15 protein-coding genes are annotated in these 16453 nt (G+C 64.3%); 5 read left to right on the plus strand and 10 right to left on the minus strand.

What is annotated here, in order from left to right; all coding sequences use genetic code 11:
• Position 1: 1 nt before the first annotated feature.
• A complete protein-coding gene (locus tag ACSC1P_RS04390; protein ID WP_435358914.1) occupies positions 2–928 on the minus strand; it encodes a DUF1028 domain-containing protein in 927 nt (308 codons plus the stop codon).
• Between the two features lie 102 nt (positions 929–1030).
• Complete coding sequence (locus ACSC1P_RS04395) at positions 1031–1624, minus strand: DUF7528 family protein (protein WP_435358915.1); 594 nt, start codon at positions 1622–1624, stop codon at positions 1031–1033.
• A gap of 129 nt (positions 1625–1753) precedes the next feature.
• Between ACSC1P_RS04395 and ACSC1P_RS04400 the strand changes: the two genes are divergently transcribed.
• Together ACSC1P_RS04400 and ACSC1P_RS04405 are read left to right on the plus strand one after the other, a co-directional pair.
• Entirely contained in the window at positions 1754–2092 is a 339-nt protein-coding gene (locus tag ACSC1P_RS04400; protein WP_435358916.1) for a cupin domain-containing protein, read from the plus strand.
• An 81-nt stretch (positions 2093–2173) separates the two neighbouring features.
• The gene (locus ACSC1P_RS04405) at positions 2174–2758 is read left to right on the plus strand and encodes an MBL fold metallo-hydrolase (RefSeq protein ID WP_435358917.1); all 585 of its coding nucleotides are present in this window, start codon (positions 2174–2176) and stop codon (positions 2756–2758) included.
• Between the two features lie 30 nt (positions 2759–2788).
• On the opposite strand, the gene ACSC1P_RS04410 is transcribed toward ACSC1P_RS04405, so the two are convergent.
• Positions 2789–3058, minus strand: a complete 270-nt coding sequence (locus tag ACSC1P_RS04410) for a DUF5827 family protein (protein WP_435358918.1) — start codon at positions 3056–3058, stop codon at positions 2789–2791.
• A gap of 434 nt (positions 3059–3492) precedes the next feature.
• On the opposite strand from ACSC1P_RS04410, the gene ACSC1P_RS04415 reads away from it, so the two are divergent.
• On the plus strand, positions 3493–5259 hold the full coding sequence (locus tag ACSC1P_RS04415) for a histidine kinase N-terminal 7TM domain-containing protein (RefSeq protein WP_435358919.1): 1767 nt from the start codon (positions 3493–3495) through the stop codon (positions 5257–5259).
• Positions 5260–5381: 122 nt separating this feature from the next.
• Here the strand turns inward: ACSC1P_RS04415 and sod are convergent, their stop codons facing one another.
• The 5 genes from sod to ACSC1P_RS04440 all read right to left on the minus strand — a co-directional run bounded on the left by sod (position 5382) and on the right by ACSC1P_RS04440 (position 11083).
• Complete coding sequence (gene sod / locus ACSC1P_RS04420; protein ID WP_435358920.1) at positions 5382–5993, minus strand: superoxide dismutase [Mn]; 612 nt, start codon at positions 5991–5993, stop codon at positions 5382–5384.
• A 62-nt stretch (positions 5994–6055) separates the two neighbouring features.
• A complete protein-coding gene (locus ACSC1P_RS04425) occupies positions 6056–7738 on the minus strand; it encodes a histidine kinase N-terminal 7TM domain-containing protein (RefSeq protein WP_435358921.1) in 1683 nt (560 codons plus the stop codon).
• 97 nt (positions 7739–7835) lie between these two features.
• Positions 7836–8741 carry a UbiA family prenyltransferase gene (locus ACSC1P_RS04430; protein WP_435358922.1) on the minus strand — a complete coding sequence of 302 codons (906 nt, stop codon included), beginning with the start codon at positions 8739–8741 and terminating at the stop codon, positions 7836–7838.
• A 269-nt stretch (positions 8742–9010) separates the two neighbouring features.
• Positions 9011–10438, minus strand: a complete 1428-nt coding sequence (locus tag ACSC1P_RS04435; RefSeq protein WP_435358923.1) for a cryptochrome/photolyase family protein — start codon at positions 10436–10438, stop codon at positions 9011–9013.
• Positions 10439–10495: 57 nt separating this feature from the next.
• Complete coding sequence (locus ACSC1P_RS04440) at positions 10496–11083, minus strand: hypothetical protein (protein ID WP_435358924.1); 588 nt, start codon at positions 11081–11083, stop codon at positions 10496–10498.
• 191 nt (positions 11084–11274) lie between these two features.
• Between ACSC1P_RS04440 and ACSC1P_RS04445 the strand changes: the two genes are divergently transcribed.
• Positions 11275–11703: a universal stress protein gene (locus ACSC1P_RS04445; RefSeq protein ID WP_435358925.1), complete on the plus strand. Its 429-nt coding sequence runs from the start codon at positions 11275–11277 to the stop codon at positions 11701–11703.
• A 50-nt stretch (positions 11704–11753) separates the two neighbouring features.
• Here ACSC1P_RS04445 and ACSC1P_RS04450 read toward each other — a convergent pair whose 3' ends face one another.
• Positions 11754–12827 carry a phosphotransferase family protein gene (locus ACSC1P_RS04450; protein ID WP_435358926.1) on the minus strand — a complete coding sequence of 358 codons (1074 nt, stop codon included), beginning with the start codon at positions 12825–12827 and terminating at the stop codon, positions 11754–11756.
• A 437-nt stretch (positions 12828–13264) separates the two neighbouring features.
• Here ACSC1P_RS04450 and ACSC1P_RS04455 point away from each other — a divergent pair, with 437 nt between their 5' ends.
• The gene (locus ACSC1P_RS04455; protein ID WP_435358927.1) at positions 13265–14479 is read left to right on the plus strand and encodes an acyl-CoA dehydrogenase family protein; all 1215 of its coding nucleotides are present in this window, start codon (positions 13265–13267) and stop codon (positions 14477–14479) included.
• Positions 14480–14482: 3 nt separating this feature from the next.
• Here ACSC1P_RS04455 and ACSC1P_RS04460 read toward each other — a convergent pair whose 3' ends face one another.
• Positions 14483–16441 carry a PAS domain-containing protein gene (locus tag ACSC1P_RS04460; RefSeq protein WP_435358928.1) on the minus strand — a complete coding sequence of 653 codons (1959 nt, stop codon included), beginning with the start codon at positions 16439–16441 and terminating at the stop codon, positions 14483–14485.
• Positions 16442–16453: the final 12 nt, after the last annotated feature.

The following is a 16453-nucleotide window of genomic DNA, read 5'->3' on the forward strand; positions in this document are numbered from 1 at the left end:
CTTACTTCCGGTCCAGACGCTGCAACCCGTGCCAGATTGCGTCGACCATGCGGTCTTCGCCCTCGCCGTCGGCGTCGTCCCAGCCGCGGGCGATGGCGTCTTCGAGAACCGAGAGCGCGTGGTTCTCGAAGTTGTTCATCCCGCGGAACGCTTCGAGAGCGTCGCGCTCGGTCTCGCCGAAGTCGTCCGTCGCGTCGCCGTCGTAAAAGCCGAGTTCGGCGAGCGTAGCGGTCACTTCGCGTGCGGTGTCGCCGTCGAGTTCGCGAGTGTCCTCGGGTTGCTCACGTGCGAGCAGGGTGATGTCGTAGAGCCGGAAGACGCGCTCCAGTTCGTCGATGGGGTGTTCGTGGTCGTCGACACGCACGTCGACCCAGCGGTCGTTTCGGCCGTCGTAGCCGCCCTCGGGCTTGGCGACGTAGAGCGCGGCCGACTGCTCGCCGCGGGAGTCGCCGCCTGCGTCGTTGCCGGCGTGGAGCGCGGCGATGAGTCGCTCCGGCAGGCCGCCGTCGGTCTCTTCGAAGGTCTCTGCCATCGCGGTCAGCGTTTCCTCGTTCTCCAGAATGTTGCCCTGCACGGTGTAGTGCTCGCCCTGTACGTCGCCACAGACGTCGAAGCAGTCGTCGCCGGTGAAGGCGTCGACCGAGCCGTCTTGTCCGACGACGCCGACTTGTCGCTGCGGCGCATCGGGGTCCGCGCCGGTGAGTTCGTCGACGACCGCCGTGGCGGTGCGACCGTCACGGAGCATGTCCAAACCGTCCGGGCCGTAGGCGACGTTGGCGTAGCTCTGTGTGGCGATGGCCCCGGCGTCGGCACTGACGAACGGGACGACCGCGCCGACGCTGATGAACTTCGACTGGACGGCGACGCCGACCGCGGCTGTCTCGGGGTCACGTGCAGCGATGGAGAACGTCGAGGGTCGTGGTTGCATACGGATGCACTTGCGATCGACCGGCAAAAGACTACGGCAGGCGGCAGGCTACTCGGTTGTCTGTGTAACACAGAACACGGTTCGACGTGGTTCGACGAGGCCTCAGTCCGCGGGCATCACCTCGGGGTTGGTTCCAGTCGTCTCTCCGTCGTCCGCGCCAGACTCCGCCTCAGCGGTCTCGGCTGTCTCTGTCGCCTCGCCTGTGTCACCGGACGGCGCTACCTTTCGAACCGTCAGCGGCTGGCGCGAGACCAGCTCGCAGTCGTAGTTCGGGTGTTCGGCGAAGTGCCAGACGAGCATGTGCCGGCGACCGCCGGTCAGGCCGGTTCGGCCGACGTCCTCGGCGGTGAACTCCTCGGGGAGGCGGTTAAACAACCGCTCACACTGTGTTTCAGTGTCGAACACCTTCCGGTGCCCGGCCGAGTTCGCGCCACGTCGTTCGACCACGTACCCGCCGTCGTCGCGGTGGGTACACGTCGTGTGGACGAACTCGTGGGTCTGCGTGAGTGCGTCGCTCAGTTCTTCGCGGAGCGCGGCCGCTTCGCTACGGGTCAGTTCGTACGTCTCGTCGCCGACGGCGAGTAACAGACCGCGGCTGTCGGCTACGACGGCGCAGCTATCGTGGTCGGGGAATTTCTCGACCAGCCACGTCGCCGTGACTTCCTCTATCCTCGTGCGAGTATGTAGACATCGCACTCTCTCGTAGGGAGTCGGTCGTGGTAAACGTGGTGGTCGTACAGGTCGGGACTGTCCGACCGGCCCGATGGGCTACTCTTCACTGCCGGTTTCCCGACGTTGATACACTGGACGAGCGAACGTGTCTGTATGGCATACACCAAAGCGAGCACCGCGGACGTGGACTCAGTTATGGACGAGGAGTACGGCGGTATGTGGTTCCTGCGTGACGCCCTCGACTGCGAGGCCGTCGGTGTCACCGTCATGGAGATGAAACCGGGCTGTAAGGGCAAAGAACACGACCACACAGGCGACGGACAGGAGGAAGTGTACGTCGTCGTCGCGGGGAAAGTCGACGTCGAACTCCCCGACGAGACGGTTACCATCGAGACGGACGAGGCCATCCGCCTCTCTGCCGACCAGACACGCCAGTTGCACAACCCGTACGACGAACCCACGAAGCTGGTGCTGGTCGGCGCGTCGGCCTGAGTCGTCGTTGCGTCCTCCTTCTTCGCCAAGCGACACCGCGAACGGAACCGTGAAACACCTCCCGCGAGTAGCACGAGGTAGATGATTTCGAACCTCGCTGCGGACGTGCAGGCGTTCACGAGCAACGTCTTCCTCGTCGACGGCAACCGGCGGGTCCTCGTGGACGCAGGTGCGAACTTCGACGTGGTGTCGAAGCTGGAAGACAGAGGCGGCATCGACGCCGTCGTCATGACGCACACGCACCCGGACCACGTCGGGAATCTGGAAGACGTGAAGGAAGCCTTCGGAGTCGAGGCGTGGGGCTTCGACACGGACCAACCCGGCGTCGACAACGCCATCGCCGACGGCGAACAGGTCCGTATCGGTGACCACGACTACCTCGCCATGCACACGCCGGGGCACAAGAACGACCACCTCTGTTTCTACGCCGAAGCCCCCGAGATTCTGTTCGCGGGCGACCTCGTCTTCCAGAACGGCGGTTTCGGTCGGACCGACCTCGCAGAGGGCGACCACGCCGCACTCGTCGAGAGCATCGAACGCGTCGCCGAAACGACCGACGAGAACCTGCGAGAGATGCACGTCGGCCACGGTCCCTCGATTACGAACGAACCGTACGGCCACGTCGAACTCGCCTTGCAGATGGCGAAGTCGTCGTTCCGACAGTGAACGAGCAGTAGTCGCTCGGAGAACGCGGAGTTACTCCTCTTTCAGACCGTAGTACCCCGGTTCGTCGTCGCTCCGGGGCGTCGCCACGACGAGGTCGTCTGCGTTGCGCATCACCCACGGGATGGCCCAGTCGAGCAGGATGTCCTCGGTGTCGCGGTCGATGTCCGCGTCGGGTTCGAGGCCTTGCAGGAGGCGGGCGATTTCGTAGACGGTGTACATCTCGTCGTCGTCGAACAGTTCCTCGGGTGTGTAGAAGTCACAGGGATGCAGCGCGTCGAATTCTGACTTCGGAACGGGCATACACGATGCTATGGCAGGTCGGTTCCTAAACCGTCCGGTCCATCGTCGTGTAGAAGGGTGGTTATGAAGGGAAATGCTACCAGCCTGCGAGTGATAGCACCCCACCGCCACCGATGTCGAGACACGGGATGACAGATTAGTTATGATGTGGTGACAGGTACCGTCGCGATTTTGCGCGACTCGTGTGTCTCGGACTGTCGGCATCTAAGAGAGGGCCAGCCCAGCCCATAAAACTGTCGAGAAGGATATATTTTGGGGGATGGTCCCCCTCGCATCGCTCGATACGTCACTGTTACACACGGGACTTCGCTGCAGAAATAGTGAGCCACAACCCCACCACACACCTTATTTAGTTCTAATATGTCTTTTATGATTCGTGTCTCACAGCGGCCAACGCACCTAATACGGAGAAACACCGTTCGAATGAACACACAATGAGTGGGTTGTTTACAATCAGTGGCGCGTCGTTCGGGGTGTACGACGTCGTCCTCGTCCTGTCGATGCTCGCGTCTGGAACGGTGGGCTTTCTGGCGTGGCAGAAGCGACGGAAGCCCGTAGCCAAACCACTGCTGGCGATGATGCTGGCGTCGGTCGTGTGGGGTGGCGGGACACTGGTGTATCGCTACGGCGTCCTGAGTGGGTCGTCCGAGTTGGCGATACTCGGCACGAAGCTGACCTACCTCGGCATTCCGGTCGTGGTGACGGCGTGGTTCGTCCTCGCACTGCGGTACGCGGGTCGCGACGACCTCCTCTCGACGGGGTTGTACGTCGTGCTGGGGGCCGCCCCGGTCCTCGTGAACCTCGTCGTCTGGACTGCGGAGATGCACACGCTGTGGTGGAGCGACTTCGGTGCCGGCACCTCGCAGGTCGTCACCTACGGCGACTGGGGCGTGCTGTTCTACCTGTACATGGCGTACGGATACGCGCTCACGCTCGGTGGCGCGGTGTTCGTCCTTCGGCAGGTCTCTCGCTCGAAGAACGTCTACCGCGGTCAGGCGTTCTCGATGGTCACGGCGGCTGTCGTCCCGCTCGTCGGGAACGTCCTCTTCGTCGGCCTCGGACTCGCCGGGTCGGCCGCACCGGACCTGACGCCGGCCGTCGCTTCGACGCGCGTGCCGGACTTCACGCCGGTCGCGTTCGCCATCAGTGGCGTCGCACTCGTCTTCGGCATCTTCCGCTTCGGGCTGACCGAAGTCGCCCCCGTCGCCCACGACACGGTCCTCGACAACATCACGGACGGCGTGTTCGTCCTCGACGCCGACGACCAGTTCGTCGAGGCGAACCCTCGCGCGACAGAGATTCTGGGTGTCGCCGACCAGCGAGTTGTCGGCCGTTCGTTCGCCGACGTGCTCGGCGACAACCCGGCCGTCTACGAACGGTACGCCGATGCCACCGACGTGACCGAGGAAATCGCCCTCGACACCGACGACGGCCGCCGGTACTACGAGGTCGAGGTGTCCTCGCTGTCGACCGACGGCGGCGAGGCCGTCGGCCGGTTGTTCATCGTGCGCGAGGTGACCGACCGCAAACAGCGCGAGCAGGAACTCGAACGCCAGAACGAGCAACTGGAGCGATTCACCACCATCGTGAGTCACGACCTGCGCGAACCGCTGGCGACGGCGGAGCAGAGTCTCGTCAGCGGCCTCAAGCAGGGCGACCGGGGACAGCTACGCCAGACGAGAGAGGCGCTCACGACCATCGACGAAATCGTCGACGACATGGTGACGCTCGCCCAGCAGGGCGAGACCATCGCCGACGACGACCAGGAGTTCGTCGCCCTGCGCGACGTGGCCCGCGAGGCGTGGAACAACCTCGACACGCGAGCGGCGTCACTCACGGTCGAGTCGGACCAGTACGTCCGGGCCGACCGCAGGCGACTCGTCCGCCTGTTCGAGACGCTGTTCCAAAACTCGGTCGAACACGCAGGTGAAGACGTGACGGTCCGCGTCGGTGGGCTGGGTTCGACTGGGTCGTTGCTCAACGCGGACGAACAGGGCTTCTTCGTGGCAGACGACGGGCCGGGCATCCCGCAGGCCGCACAGGAGCGCGTCCTCGAAGCGGGGTACTCCACCGACGGCGACACCGGCCTCGGACTGGCCATCGTCGCTTCGACGGCGGAAGCACACGGCTGGGGCGTGCAGGTCACGGCCGCGAGCGACGGTGGATTCCGCATCGAGTTCACGGGTGCCGTGGTCGACTGAACGACAGGCGTCGTCGACTGAGCGACGCTTCTGCAGCCTGTTGGTGATATCGACAGTCGACGCGTCGCTCTCGGAGCGAGCGACTGAAAAAATGGTCGTGGTTCGACGGAGTCAGCGCGTCCTTACTCGAAGTGCCCGGTGCACTTCTGGTACTCTTCTGCGACCTTGTCCCAGTTCAGGACATCGAAGAAGCCTTCGACGAAGGAACCGCGGTCCGGGCCGTAGTCGTAGTAGTAGGAGTGCTCCCAAACGTCACAGGCGAGGATGGGGTGTGCGCCCCAGAGCGCGCCCTGGTCGTGCTTGTCGACCTTGACGTTGCGAAGCTGCTTGGCGACCGGGTCGTAGACGAGGAGTGCCCAGCCACCGGCGGCGGAGGCAGCGGCCTCGAATTCGCCCTTCCAGCCCTCGTAGGAGCCGAAGTCGGCCTCGATACGGTCGCGGAGGTCACCCGACGGCTCGTCGCCACCCTCCGGGGACATGTTCTCCCAGAAGAGTGTGTGGAGGTAGTGACCACAGCCGTTGTGGGTCACGTTCCCGAGCGCACCGGCCGTCGAGGAGTAGTCGCCCGACTCACGGTTGTCGGCGAGTGTCTCCTCGGCCGCGTTCAGGCCGTTGACGTAGCCCTGGTGGTGCGTGTCGTGATGCCACGTCAGAACCTGCTCGGAGATCGAGGGTTCGAGCGCGTCGTAATCGTACGGAAGTGGCGGAAGTTCGGCGTTGGATTTCTCAGCCATTTGTATCACCCAGTATCGATATTCGGCCGACATCCGTTTAAAAGTATGGAAGCCCAATGTTCTCACGACACATCCGCCCGCTGGCGGGTCGCTTGCGGCGTCGAGGTGGCCGGGACGTGGACCGTGACCGCGTTACCAGTGTCGGCGTGGCTCTCGAAGTCGACCGTCCCGCCCATCGCACGAACGCCCCAGACGACCAGCCAGAGACCGAGGCCGCTGGCGTGGTCGAGCGGCGTCTCGGTCCCAGTTTGGAGGACCGCTCGCTCCGCCCGTGGGATGGGCGGCCCGTCATCGGCGACCGTCACCGAGACGTAGCCGCCGCCGTCGGTCGCGACGAAGACGCGGACGTTCGCGTCGTCGTGGGCCGCGCCGTGCTGGAGCAAGTGCCACAGCACGGGTTCGATGGTCTGGCGAACCTCGACCGCCTCGGGGACGGTCCACTCGACCGAGAACGTCGCTGTCGGATACTCCGACTCTGCCCGCGTCAACAGCACGTCGACCGCCTCGCGGAGGTCGACGATGGGTGCGTCTTCGGACTCGTCGAGCAGCCGTTCTATCTGGCGGGCGGTGTCGCCGAGCGAGGCGACCTCGTGGGCCGTGTCGGCGATGGTCGTCGCGAGTTCCACGTCGTCCTCGCCGACCCGAGTCGCCAGTTCCTCCGCACAGCCCGAGACGACGTTCATCTCGTTTCGCAGGTTGTGTCTGAGGACCCGGTTGAGGACGGTGAGGCGCTGTTCGTCCTGCTCTCGTTCGGTCACGTCGCGCATCGTGACGACCGTCCCGAGTTCACGGTCGTGCGCGTCGGTGATGGTAGACGTCTTGATGTCGAAGTACTGGACGCCGTGGGCCGTCTCCACAGTCACGGTGTCGCTCTCTGTCGAGTTCTCGTGGTAGCCTGGCACCGTCTCTATCGCGTCGAGGCCGGTGACCGTTTGCGATGGCAGTCCGATGACCGTCGATGCCGCCGAGTTCACGTCGACGATGCGACCCCGTGTATCGACCACCACGACCGGGTCGTCCATCCCGTCGACGACGAACTCCCGCGCGATGTGGTCGGGGACGGGCATCGCCTCGAACAGTTCCAGCCGCGAGAGGGCGACGTAGGCGGCGATGCCAGAGACGAGGAGTGCCATCGGCGTCGGGTCGATGCCGCCCAGAAAGTCCACGTCGAACAGATAAATCGCGTGCCCTACCCACGGCGCGAGGATGGCGACGAGTAGCGCCGTCGACTGTTCCCGGTGCGTCGCGCGGCGCTCTACGAGCATCGGAATGAGTACCGCCGACCCGACGAGGCTGCACGCGAACGAGTACGCCGCACTCGCGTAGAACGCCGGACCGAAGGCCTTGTCGACGACGTAGCCGCCTTCGGTCTGGACGACGGTCACCGGTTGCTGGTAGACGAGTTCGTGATGCTCGAAGGTGAACACGAGCACGAGAACGGCCGCTGGAACGACGAACAGGCTGGCGACGACCCGACGAGTGACGTACCGGTCACGGCCGGTGTACTCCAACGCGAACAGCAACCAGAAGACGGGAATCGCCGCGCTGGCGAGCCACTGGAGTTTCATCAGCGGTCGGCGAGTTGCGATGTCGGTTACGAGCAGTTCGAATGCGTAGAATCCCGCCCACCACGCGACACCGAGGAGGAGGAGCGTCAGCCACGTCGCTCCTGGCTTCGGTCGCTGCTGATACGCGAGCATTGCTACGAGTACCGCGACCACAGCCGTTGGCAAGAGCACACTCATAACGACGAGGGACGAAGACATCTTCGAATTGACGATTCAGCGTAACCATTGTTGCCCCCTGTCTTAACTGAACTGGTGATTTCGAAAGCTGTGCCGTTTACAGAATAAGCAACACACCAGCCAGCATGAGCGGGTATTCGGCGTTTCGCGCCGTCGCCAGGCGGGAGAGGTCGATGTCCCGACCGACCATCGCCGTCACGGCGAGCGAGAACCCGACTGCCGGCAGTAGCGCCAGCAACTGAGCGGTCCCGAGGACGCCAGTCACCGTGGCTGCGACGAGGAGTCCGACCGTCAGCGCGTCGATACCGTAGAGAGCTCGGCGCGCGCCGCCGACGCCGAACCGGGTCGACAGCGTCGAGACGCCCTCGCGCCGGTCGCCAGCCACGTCACGGGCGTTCATCACTTCGCCGGCGACGACCGTCTGCAGGAAGAAGAAGCCGAAGATAGTCAACGACGCGAGTCCCGGTACTTTGTCTGCGTAGGTGAGCGGCAGGAACGTCAGCGGGATGGCCCACGCCGCTGCGACGAGAACCGTGTTCACGAAGAGGACGTCCTTCAGGCGCGTCCCACCGTCGTTCGGGACCCACTCGACGCTGTAGAGGACGGCGGCGATACCCGGCAGCAACACGAGACCGAAACTGGCCACGCCCTCGACAGCCGCGAGTCCCAGTGAGAGCAGGTAGCTCCCGACTGTGAGTATCGTCAGTCCGCGACGGTGGCGCTCGACGAACGCCGCGCGGTCCGGGCAGTTCACCGCGTCTTCGTCGTCGACGAGTTTGTTCGACCCGTAGACTGCGATAGCGACGAGGAAGCCGTGTACCACCGACAGCGAGAACGGCAACGACAGGAGTAGACAGACCACGACGACCTTCGTCGCAGCGATAGCGCCATCGAACAGTGACGAGTGAATCGCGACCGCAGCCGCACTGGTGTCTTTATCCGACCGGTTCAGTACCCCACCGACGACGTGTCCCACCGAAAAGTGGTCGTTCGATTGACTCATAAGGCCAATGGAGATGTGTATCGGTATCGAGATAGTTTTCCCGGTTCCGGCGAGAAATAGTAATTCTAGATATTTCTACTTCCGAAGCTAAAATAAACGTTTTAGGAATTCGCATGGTGTGACGAGACGCCCCACATCTGTCGTCGTCACTACCCGGCTGTGCCACTCGAGCGTGGTCACTCGATGACAGTCCAGTCTCCACGTGGTAGCGGCGCTCGCCACTGCCGATACGCACTGGTCCGGAGAAAATGTCTTTCGACAGACTCGTCTTACTCGTCGCCGCGGGCCCGCTTGAACATCGACAGTGCTCGCTCGCGCCGGTCACCGTGGTCACAGATTGGTCCGGGATAGTCCGGCGCGCCCTGTTCGCGCATCATCTGAGACGCCTCGTGCCACCCGTGAATCAGGGTCGGGTCTGCGTCGCGGAGTTCGGGCACGTGCTCCTTGATGTACTCGGCGTCTTCGTCGTAGCGTTCGCCCTGCGTCATCGGGTTGAAGATACGGAAGTACGGCTGGGCGTCGGTGCCGGTCGAGGCGGCCCACTGCCAGCCGCCGTTGTCGTTCGCGGTGTCGTGGTCGGTGAGCTTCTGTCGGTACCAGTCGTACCCCTCGCGCCAGTCGATGAGCAAGTCCTTCGTGAGGAACGAGGCGACGATCATCCGGATGCGGTTGTGGACGTAGCCCTCCTCACGGAGTTGGCGCATGCCGGCGTCGACGATGGGGTAGCCCGTCTCGCCGTCTTTCCACGCCTGTAGCTCGTCAGGGTCGTCACGCCAGTCGATGGGGCGCTCGTACGACTTGTAGTTCGCCGAGACGACGTTCGGGCTGTAGAAGAGCACGTGTGTGTAGAACTCGCGCCACGCGAGTTGGCTCTGGAACTCTTGGACCGACTCGCGCTCGGGTTCGGTCTCGGCGACGCCCGCGGCCGCTTCAGTCTCCTCGTACACCTCTCGGATGCCGATTGTGCCCCACTTCAGGTCGGCCGAGAGCCGCGACGTGCAGCCCTCGGCAGGGTAGTCCCGCCGGTCGTCGTAGTCGTAGATTTGTCCGTCACAGAAATCGACGAGTCGCTCGCGGGCCGCCTCGGTACCCGCAGACTGGACCGTGGCTTCTGGCTCGTCGAAGTCGAGGTCGGCCAGCGTCGGGAGGTCCGGGTAGTCGACCGACAAGTCGTCCGCCGAGGCGAGTGAGTCAGCGGCCGGGTCGTCGTAGGGGTCGTGTTTGGGGCGGTCGCGCCACTTCTTCCAGAAGTAGGTGTACACCGAGTACGGGTCGCCAGCGTTCGTCGTGATGGAACCGGGTTCGTGGTGGATGGCGTCGTGAACAGCCACTCTGGCGACGCCCGCCGCGTCGAGCGCCTGCCGGACTGCCGCCTCTCGTTCCTTCGCCAGTCCGGAGTAGCCACGGTTCCAGCCGACGCGTTCGACATCCAAGGAGTCCGCGAGTTCGGGCAGCACCTCGCGCGGGTCGCCGTGGCGAATCAGCAGGTCGCTCCCGTGGTCGCGGTACCACGCCCGGAGTTCAGCGAGGGCATCCAGCATGAACGCCACACGTGGTGGTGACGCGTGTTCGAGAACGCCCGGGTCGAACACGAACACCGGCACGACCGGCCCATGCTCGTCGGCGTCTCGGGCTAGTGTCGAAAGCGCCCGGTTGTCGCTCACCCGCAGGTCGTCACGGTGCCAGTGAAGTTGCACGGGAGGAGGGACGGCTGGAAGGCGTATGAAGGCCGTGCCAACGGGCGGATAGAGGACTCAGACCTTGCGGTCCGGCGGCACGACGCGCTCACTGGCAGCACCTGCGAGCGGGTTGGTTCGGATACCCGCGCCGAGACCGACGAGCGCCGCAAAGACGGCCAGTGCCGGGCCAGCGTACGGCACGGCGACCGCGGCCGCACAGAGGAGGCCAGCACCCGCGACGGCGTAGCCGAGGTGGTCACGCCCGACACGACTCGCAGCGAGGTGACTCAACCCGACGAAGCCGAAGGCCGTCCAGACCAGCATGAGGACGAGCAGCGCGCCCAAGAACGGGAGCGCGATGAACGCCGCCGTCTCGTTGGTGGTCGCTGCGACCCACAACACGAGCGCGCTCGTACCGAATAGGCCACCGACGACGGTGCCGACGACGAGCGACCAGAGTGCGTGTTTCTTCACCCGCTCGACGCCCTGCACGCCGTAGTTCGGGAACAGGCCGACGAGGAGAATGGAGAGGACGACCATCCCGCCACCGACGACCACCGCTCGCTGCCAGACTGGTAACTGCCAGAAGCTGTCTACTCGTCCTGCTATCGTCGCGCCCGTGACGGCTGTGCCACTGCTCAGAACCGCTGTTGCCTCCCCCATGGGAACAACCCACACGGCCGAGTGCCATATATACAACACCTAATTTATTCTGATCGAAGTACAAGTATATAATATTCCGTTCTGTTTTAATACCTGTCCGGATTAGAGATGAATCCGAACCAGATCGACTCGGTGGCGCAGAACGGCCAACAGAGGACGAATTGAAGCACGTAGACCGCGAATGAGAGTGTATGGAAGGGGAGTACACACACGTCCTGATACCTGTCGACGGGAGCGACGTGTCGCTGCGAGCTGCGGAACACGGTATCGCCATCGCCCAGCGATTCGGGGCCAGAGTGACGGTGTTTCACGTCGTCGACGAGGACCTCCTCCCTATCGACGGGCGGAGCAAATTGCTCGTCGAGGGACTGGAAGCCGAAGCCGAGGAAATCGTCGCGGAAGTCCTCGACCACGCCCTCGAAGTCGGCATCGCCGCAGAGTCCGAAATCGGGCACGGCTCGCCGGCACAGGAGATTCTCGCGACCATCGAAGACACCGGGGCGGACCTCGTCGTCCTCGGTAGCCACGGCCGGAGCGGCCTCGACAAACTCCTCATCGGGAGCGTCTCAGAGCGCGTGATTCACCGCTCGCCCATTCCCGTCCTGACGGTCAGGAAGTAGTCAACAGTAGCAATAGCAGCAACACCAGCAACAGCAGTCCTACGCCCGATTCAGAGCGGTTCGTCGCCGTCGACGATGCGCTTCGCCCACTCGCCCAGCCGCGGCACAGCTTCGCGCATCTGCGGGTAGAGCGGGTCGTCGGCGTCGCCCGCGAGGTGACGTGCGAAGAACATCTCACCGAGTGCAGCCAGTTTGTACACCGCGAGCGCACGATAGAACCGGTCGTGCTCGTAGTCGATACCCGTCGCGGCCTCGTAGCGCGCGACGAGTTCGGGCCGACTCGGGTAGCCCTCGCGCTCGGGGAATCGGTCCAGCAGCCCCGGTGCAGCCGGGTCGGGGTCGCCGGGGTCGCGCCAGAACGCCAGCATCCAGCCGAGGTCGGTCAGCGGGTCGCCGAGCGTACTCAGTTCCCAGTCGAACACGCCCGCCAAGTCCGGGCCGTCGTCGCCCATCGAATAGAGCACGTTGTCCAGTTTGTAGTCGCCGTGGACCAGCGTGTGCTCGTAGTCCTCCGGAACGTTGTCCTGTAGCCACTCCAGCACGTCGTACAGCACCGGCACCTCGCGCTCGTCGCTCGTCTTCGAGAACGCCCACATCAGTTGCTCCGACCATCGTTTCACCTGTCGCTCGGTGAAGCCGTCGGGGTAGCCGAACTCGCCCAGTCCGACCGCCTCGTAGTCGACCTCGTGAATCGCCGCGAGCGTGTCCACGAGTTCCTCGCCGACGCGCTGGCGTGCGGCGTGGGTGGCGTACGCGTCGGGTTCCTCGCCGCGAAGGACTTCCCCGTCGAGTCGGTCCATCGCGAAGAAGTCACTCCCGAGGACCGCGTGGTCATCACAGGCGAGGACCGTGTTCGGCAGTGGGACCGCGGTGTCCTGTAGCGCGTCCATCACGCGATACTCGCGCAGCACGTCGTGTGCCGAGTCGGCGGTCTCGCCCGGCGGCGGTCGGCGGATGACGAGGTCGCGTTCGCCCCAGGTGCAGAACAGCGTCTCGTTCGAGTGGCCCTCTCGATGGCGCTCGACCTCGAACGTGTCCGCGTCGCCCAATTCTTCGCGGAGGTACGCTCGGAGGGCGTCTTCGTCGACGAGTCGCGCGAAGTACGCGGCGGAGTCGTCTGTCATACGCTAGCGGTCGACTCGTGGGCACGAATAGCCTCGGGTGTCGGGTATCGAGGCAAACTGTGGTCGGAGATGTTCCGTCGTTCTCGGTACCCTCGTCGACGACTCCGGATGCTGCTCCGGTCCGCGACTCTGAATTTTCAAACCACCAGTTCCCGAACGCCGACGGCAGATACCGAAGCCACACCCTCCCCATCCGATTCCGCTCCTCGCTCACCTTCGGTTCGCTGTGGTGCTCATCCACTGTGGAAGCAAGCTTCCACAAGCCGCCGTTCGCAGGCTCACGACGACCTCGCGCGATTTCCTGCTGGCCACCTCACAGTGTTCGGTGGCCAGCACAGCGCGCGCCAGAGTGATTGACCAGTCGCACATCGCAGCCCGAACCCACCGACAGTGCCGCCTCGCCAACCTACTTCCCGCGACGGCCCGAAGCCGGTGCCATGGAGTACCACGACCCCGAGGTCGGACAGGAGGTCGCCGCCCGAACACGCGAGTTCGTGTCCGAGGAGGTCATTCCGGTCGAGCGCGAGTGGCTCGGCAGCGAGTCAGTCCCGCAGTCGGTCGTCGACGACCTGCGCGAGAAAGCCCGTGAGTACGACGTGTACGGGCCACAGATTCCCGAAGAGTACGGTGGGCTGGGCCTCGATTTCCGGGCGATGTTGCCCGTGTTCGAGGAGGCCGGGCGCAGTCTGCTCGGTGGAACCGCCATGCGCTGTGACGCCCCGGACGAGGGGAACATGCACACGCTGGAAATGGTCGGCACAGAAGCGCAGCAAGAGCAGTGGCTGGAACCACTCGCGGCTGGCGAGGTGAACTCCGGCTTCTGCATGACCGAACCGATGCAAGGCGGTGGGTCGGACCCGAAGATGTTGCAGACGAGTGCGAGCAAGGACGGCGACGAGTGGGTCATCGACGGCCACAAGTGGTGGACCACGGGCGGCGGCGACGCCGACGTGTTCCTCGTGATGGCCCGCACGAATCCCGACGCGCATCCGTACGAGGGGACCAGCATCATCCTCGTCCCGCGCGAGACGGCGGGCGTCGAGGTCGTGCGGAACATCCCGCACGTCGGCGGGAAACCGGTCGGAGAAACCCACTCCGAAGTAACGTTCGACGGCGTCCGGGTCCCCGTCGAGAACACGCTCGGTCCCGAAGACGCTGGGTTCGCGGTCGCACAGAAACGACTCGGCCCGGCCCGACTCACACACTGCATGCGCTTCGCCGGGATGGCCGACCGCGCACTCGACATCGCCACGGCGTACGTTTCAGAGCGCGAGGGCTTCGGCGAGTCCCTCGCCCAGAAACAGTCGATTCGGTTCGCCATCGCCGAAGCCAGAACCGACCTCCACGCCGCGCGGACGATGGTTCGCCACGCCGCCGACGCCATCGCCGACGGGAGGGAGGCCCGCATCGAGGTCGCCATGGCGAAGGTGTTCACCGCCCGCGTCACCCAGCAGGCCATCGACGAGGCGGTCCAGTGCTGCGGCGCGAACGGTATCGGGAAGGACCTCCCGCTCGCCGACTTCTACGAGAACGTCCGGGCGTTCAGGATCATCGACGGGGCAGACGAGGTCCACCTGCGGAGTATCGCACGAGACGCCTTCGACGACCCGAACACTGACGAACTCGCTGGTCTGACCAGATTCGACGGCTGACGGTCAAAAGCGGACTTCGAACCGGGCACCGCCCAGTTCGCCCTCGGCGAGCGAGATGTCCCAGTCGTGCGCCTCGACGATTTTCGAGACGATAGCCAGTCCGAACCCAGTGCCGTCACAGTTGCTCGTCACACCGAGTTCGAACGGGTCCGTGTCGGTCGTGTCGCCGAACCCGGCACCCGAATCCTCGACGTAGAACCCTGCTACCTCGTCTGTCTCCCGTGGTTCGTCAGCCTCTCGTGGTTCGCCAGCGTGCCTGTCGTCGATTCCGCCGTCACTCATCGTCGCCCGTTCTGGTGCCTCTGGCCGGGTCACTGCGATGCTGCCGACGCGGACAGTCACTGCTGGCCCACCGTGTTCGACGGCGTTTCGGAACAGGTTCTCGAACGCCTGCTGGAGCCGTCCCGGGTCGGCCTCGACGACGGCGTCGGTCGGTGTTTCGAGCGTCGCGTCGGCCGTCTCGACGATAGACCACGCGTTGCGCGCGAGGACGCCGATACGGACAGATTCGCGCTCGCCGATTTCCTGGCCCTGTCTGGCGAGCGTCAACAGCCCCTCGATGATGGACTGCATTCGGTCGTGAGCGCGCTGCACGTCGACGATGTTCTCGTGGTCGGTGTCTTCCGCGATGAGGCTGAGATAGCCCTGTGCGACCGAGAGCGGGCTCTTGAGGTCGTGGCTCACGAGTTTGGCGAACTCGTCGAGGTGTTCCTTCTGGTGTTCGAGCGCCGCTTCACGCTCTTTGATGTCGGTGATGTCTGTCGAGATGCCACAGACACCAGTCGGGTCGCCCTGTTCGTCGGTCAGTGGCACCTTCACCGAGTAGTACACTCGCTCTTCGCCACCGAACTCGGCGGTCTCCTCGACTTCGATCGCTTCGTTCCGCTCGATGGCGAGCTGGTCGTTCTCCTGGACGCGCGCTGCGTGCGACCCCGGCTGTAGCTCACTGTCGGTTCGGCCGAGTATCTCGGACCGGTCGCGTTCGAGTTCCTCACAGAACCGGTCGTTGACCAGTTCGTACCGGCCGTCGAGGTCTTTGACGTAGACGTTCGCAGTCGTGTTGTGGAGAATCGCTTCTAACCGCTCGTTCGTCCGGCGGAGGTCACGTTCGGACTCCAGTCGGTGGACCGCCTGCGTCGTGTGTGTGACGAGCAACTCGGCGAGTTCGAGGTCGCTCGACGAGAACGCCCCGGGACGCGTAGAGATGGCCTGAAACACGCCGTACTCCCCGACTGGGACGCTGATAACCGAGGTGAACGACGGTCGGTCCGGCGCAGCGTGCGGGTTCGAGTCGGTGTCGGCGATGTGGAACGAGTCGCCAGTGCGATACGTCTCGCCGAGGATTCCTTCGTCGACCGTCGGCAGTGGACCCGCCGGGACGTAACTCTCCTCGGTGACCGGGACGAACGTCTCGTCGTCGACTCGGTAGATGCCACACACGTCGAAGTCGAGTATCTGGTTCGCCGCGTCGAGCGAAAGTTCGATAGCGGTCTCTACGTCCGACGCTCCGGCGATGTCGGCCGCACTCTCGTGCAGTCGCTCCAGTCGAGACCGTGTGTCTCGCATCGTGGTGGCCGACCGGTACTGGTCGACGGCGCTCTCGATGCGTTCCAATAGTCCGTCGTCTGCACGACCGTCGTCAGTCACGAGGTAGTCGGTGACGCCTGCCGAGATGGCTTCACTGGCGATCCGTTCTGACCCGTCTTCGGGGACGAGGAGAAACGGGAGCAACTCGTCGCGGTCACGGACTGAACGAAGGAGTGAGAGTCCAGTCTCGTCGCGGAGTTCGTAGCCGCTGACAAGACACTCTACCGTCGTTTCCTCCACGATTTCGAGTGCTGCTTCGACCGAGTCGGCAGTCAAGCACTCGACACTGTCCCCCGCTCCTTTGAGGAGTGTGGCCGTCGAACGCCGGAACTCGGCGTCGGTATCGACACAAAGAACAGTCAATCGAGTGAACATCTGTGCTACAGT

This window comes from Haloarchaeobius caseinilyticus, from assembly GCF_051207395.1.
Lineage (GTDB): Archaea > Halobacteriota > Halobacteria > Halobacteriales > Natrialbaceae > Haloarchaeobius.

Excerpts from the sequence above, each read along its gene's own strand:
- ACSC1P_RS04415 (WP_435358919.1), top strand. The coding sequence starts at position 3,493 with ATGAGTGGGTTGTTTACAATCAGTGGCGCGTCGTTCGGGGTGTACGAC.
- ACSC1P_RS04450 (WP_435358926.1), bottom strand. The coding sequence starts at position 12,827 with ATGACAGACGACTCCGCCGCGTACTTCGCGCGACTCGTCGACGAAGAC.
- ACSC1P_RS04405 (WP_435358917.1), top strand. The coding sequence starts at position 2,174 with ATGATTTCGAACCTCGCTGCGGACGTGCAGGCGTTCACGAGCAACGTC.
- ACSC1P_RS04430 (WP_435358922.1), bottom strand. The coding sequence starts at position 8,741 with ATGAGTCAATCGAACGACCACTTTTCGGTGGGACACGTCGTCGGTGGG.
- ACSC1P_RS04455 (WP_435358927.1), top strand. The coding sequence starts at position 13,265 with ATGGAGTACCACGACCCCGAGGTCGGACAGGAGGTCGCCGCCCGAACA.
- ACSC1P_RS04445 (WP_435358925.1), top strand. The coding sequence starts at position 11,275 with ATGGAAGGGGAGTACACACACGTCCTGATACCTGTCGACGGGAGCGAC.
- ACSC1P_RS04400 (WP_435358916.1), top strand. The coding sequence starts at position 1,754 with ATGGCATACACCAAAGCGAGCACCGCGGACGTGGACTCAGTTATGGAC.
- ACSC1P_RS04390 (WP_435358914.1), bottom strand. The coding sequence starts at position 928 with ATGCAACCACGACCCTCGACGTTCTCCATCGCTGCACGTGACCCCGAG.
- sod (WP_435358920.1), bottom strand. The coding sequence starts at position 5,993 with ATGGCTGAGAAATCCAACGCCGAACTTCCGCCACTTCCGTACGATTAC.
- ACSC1P_RS04425 (WP_435358921.1), bottom strand. The coding sequence starts at position 7,738 with ATGAGTGTGCTCTTGCCAACGGCTGTGGTCGCGGTACTCGTAGCAATG.
- ACSC1P_RS04410 (WP_435358918.1), bottom strand. The coding sequence starts at position 3,058 with ATGCCCGTTCCGAAGTCAGAATTCGACGCGCTGCATCCCTGTGACTTC.
- ACSC1P_RS04460 (WP_435358928.1), bottom strand. The coding sequence starts at position 16,441 with ATGTTCACTCGATTGACTGTTCTTTGTGTCGATACCGACGCCGAGTTC.
- ACSC1P_RS04440 (WP_435358924.1), bottom strand. The coding sequence starts at position 11,083 with ATGGGGGAGGCAACAGCGGTTCTGAGCAGTGGCACAGCCGTCACGGGC.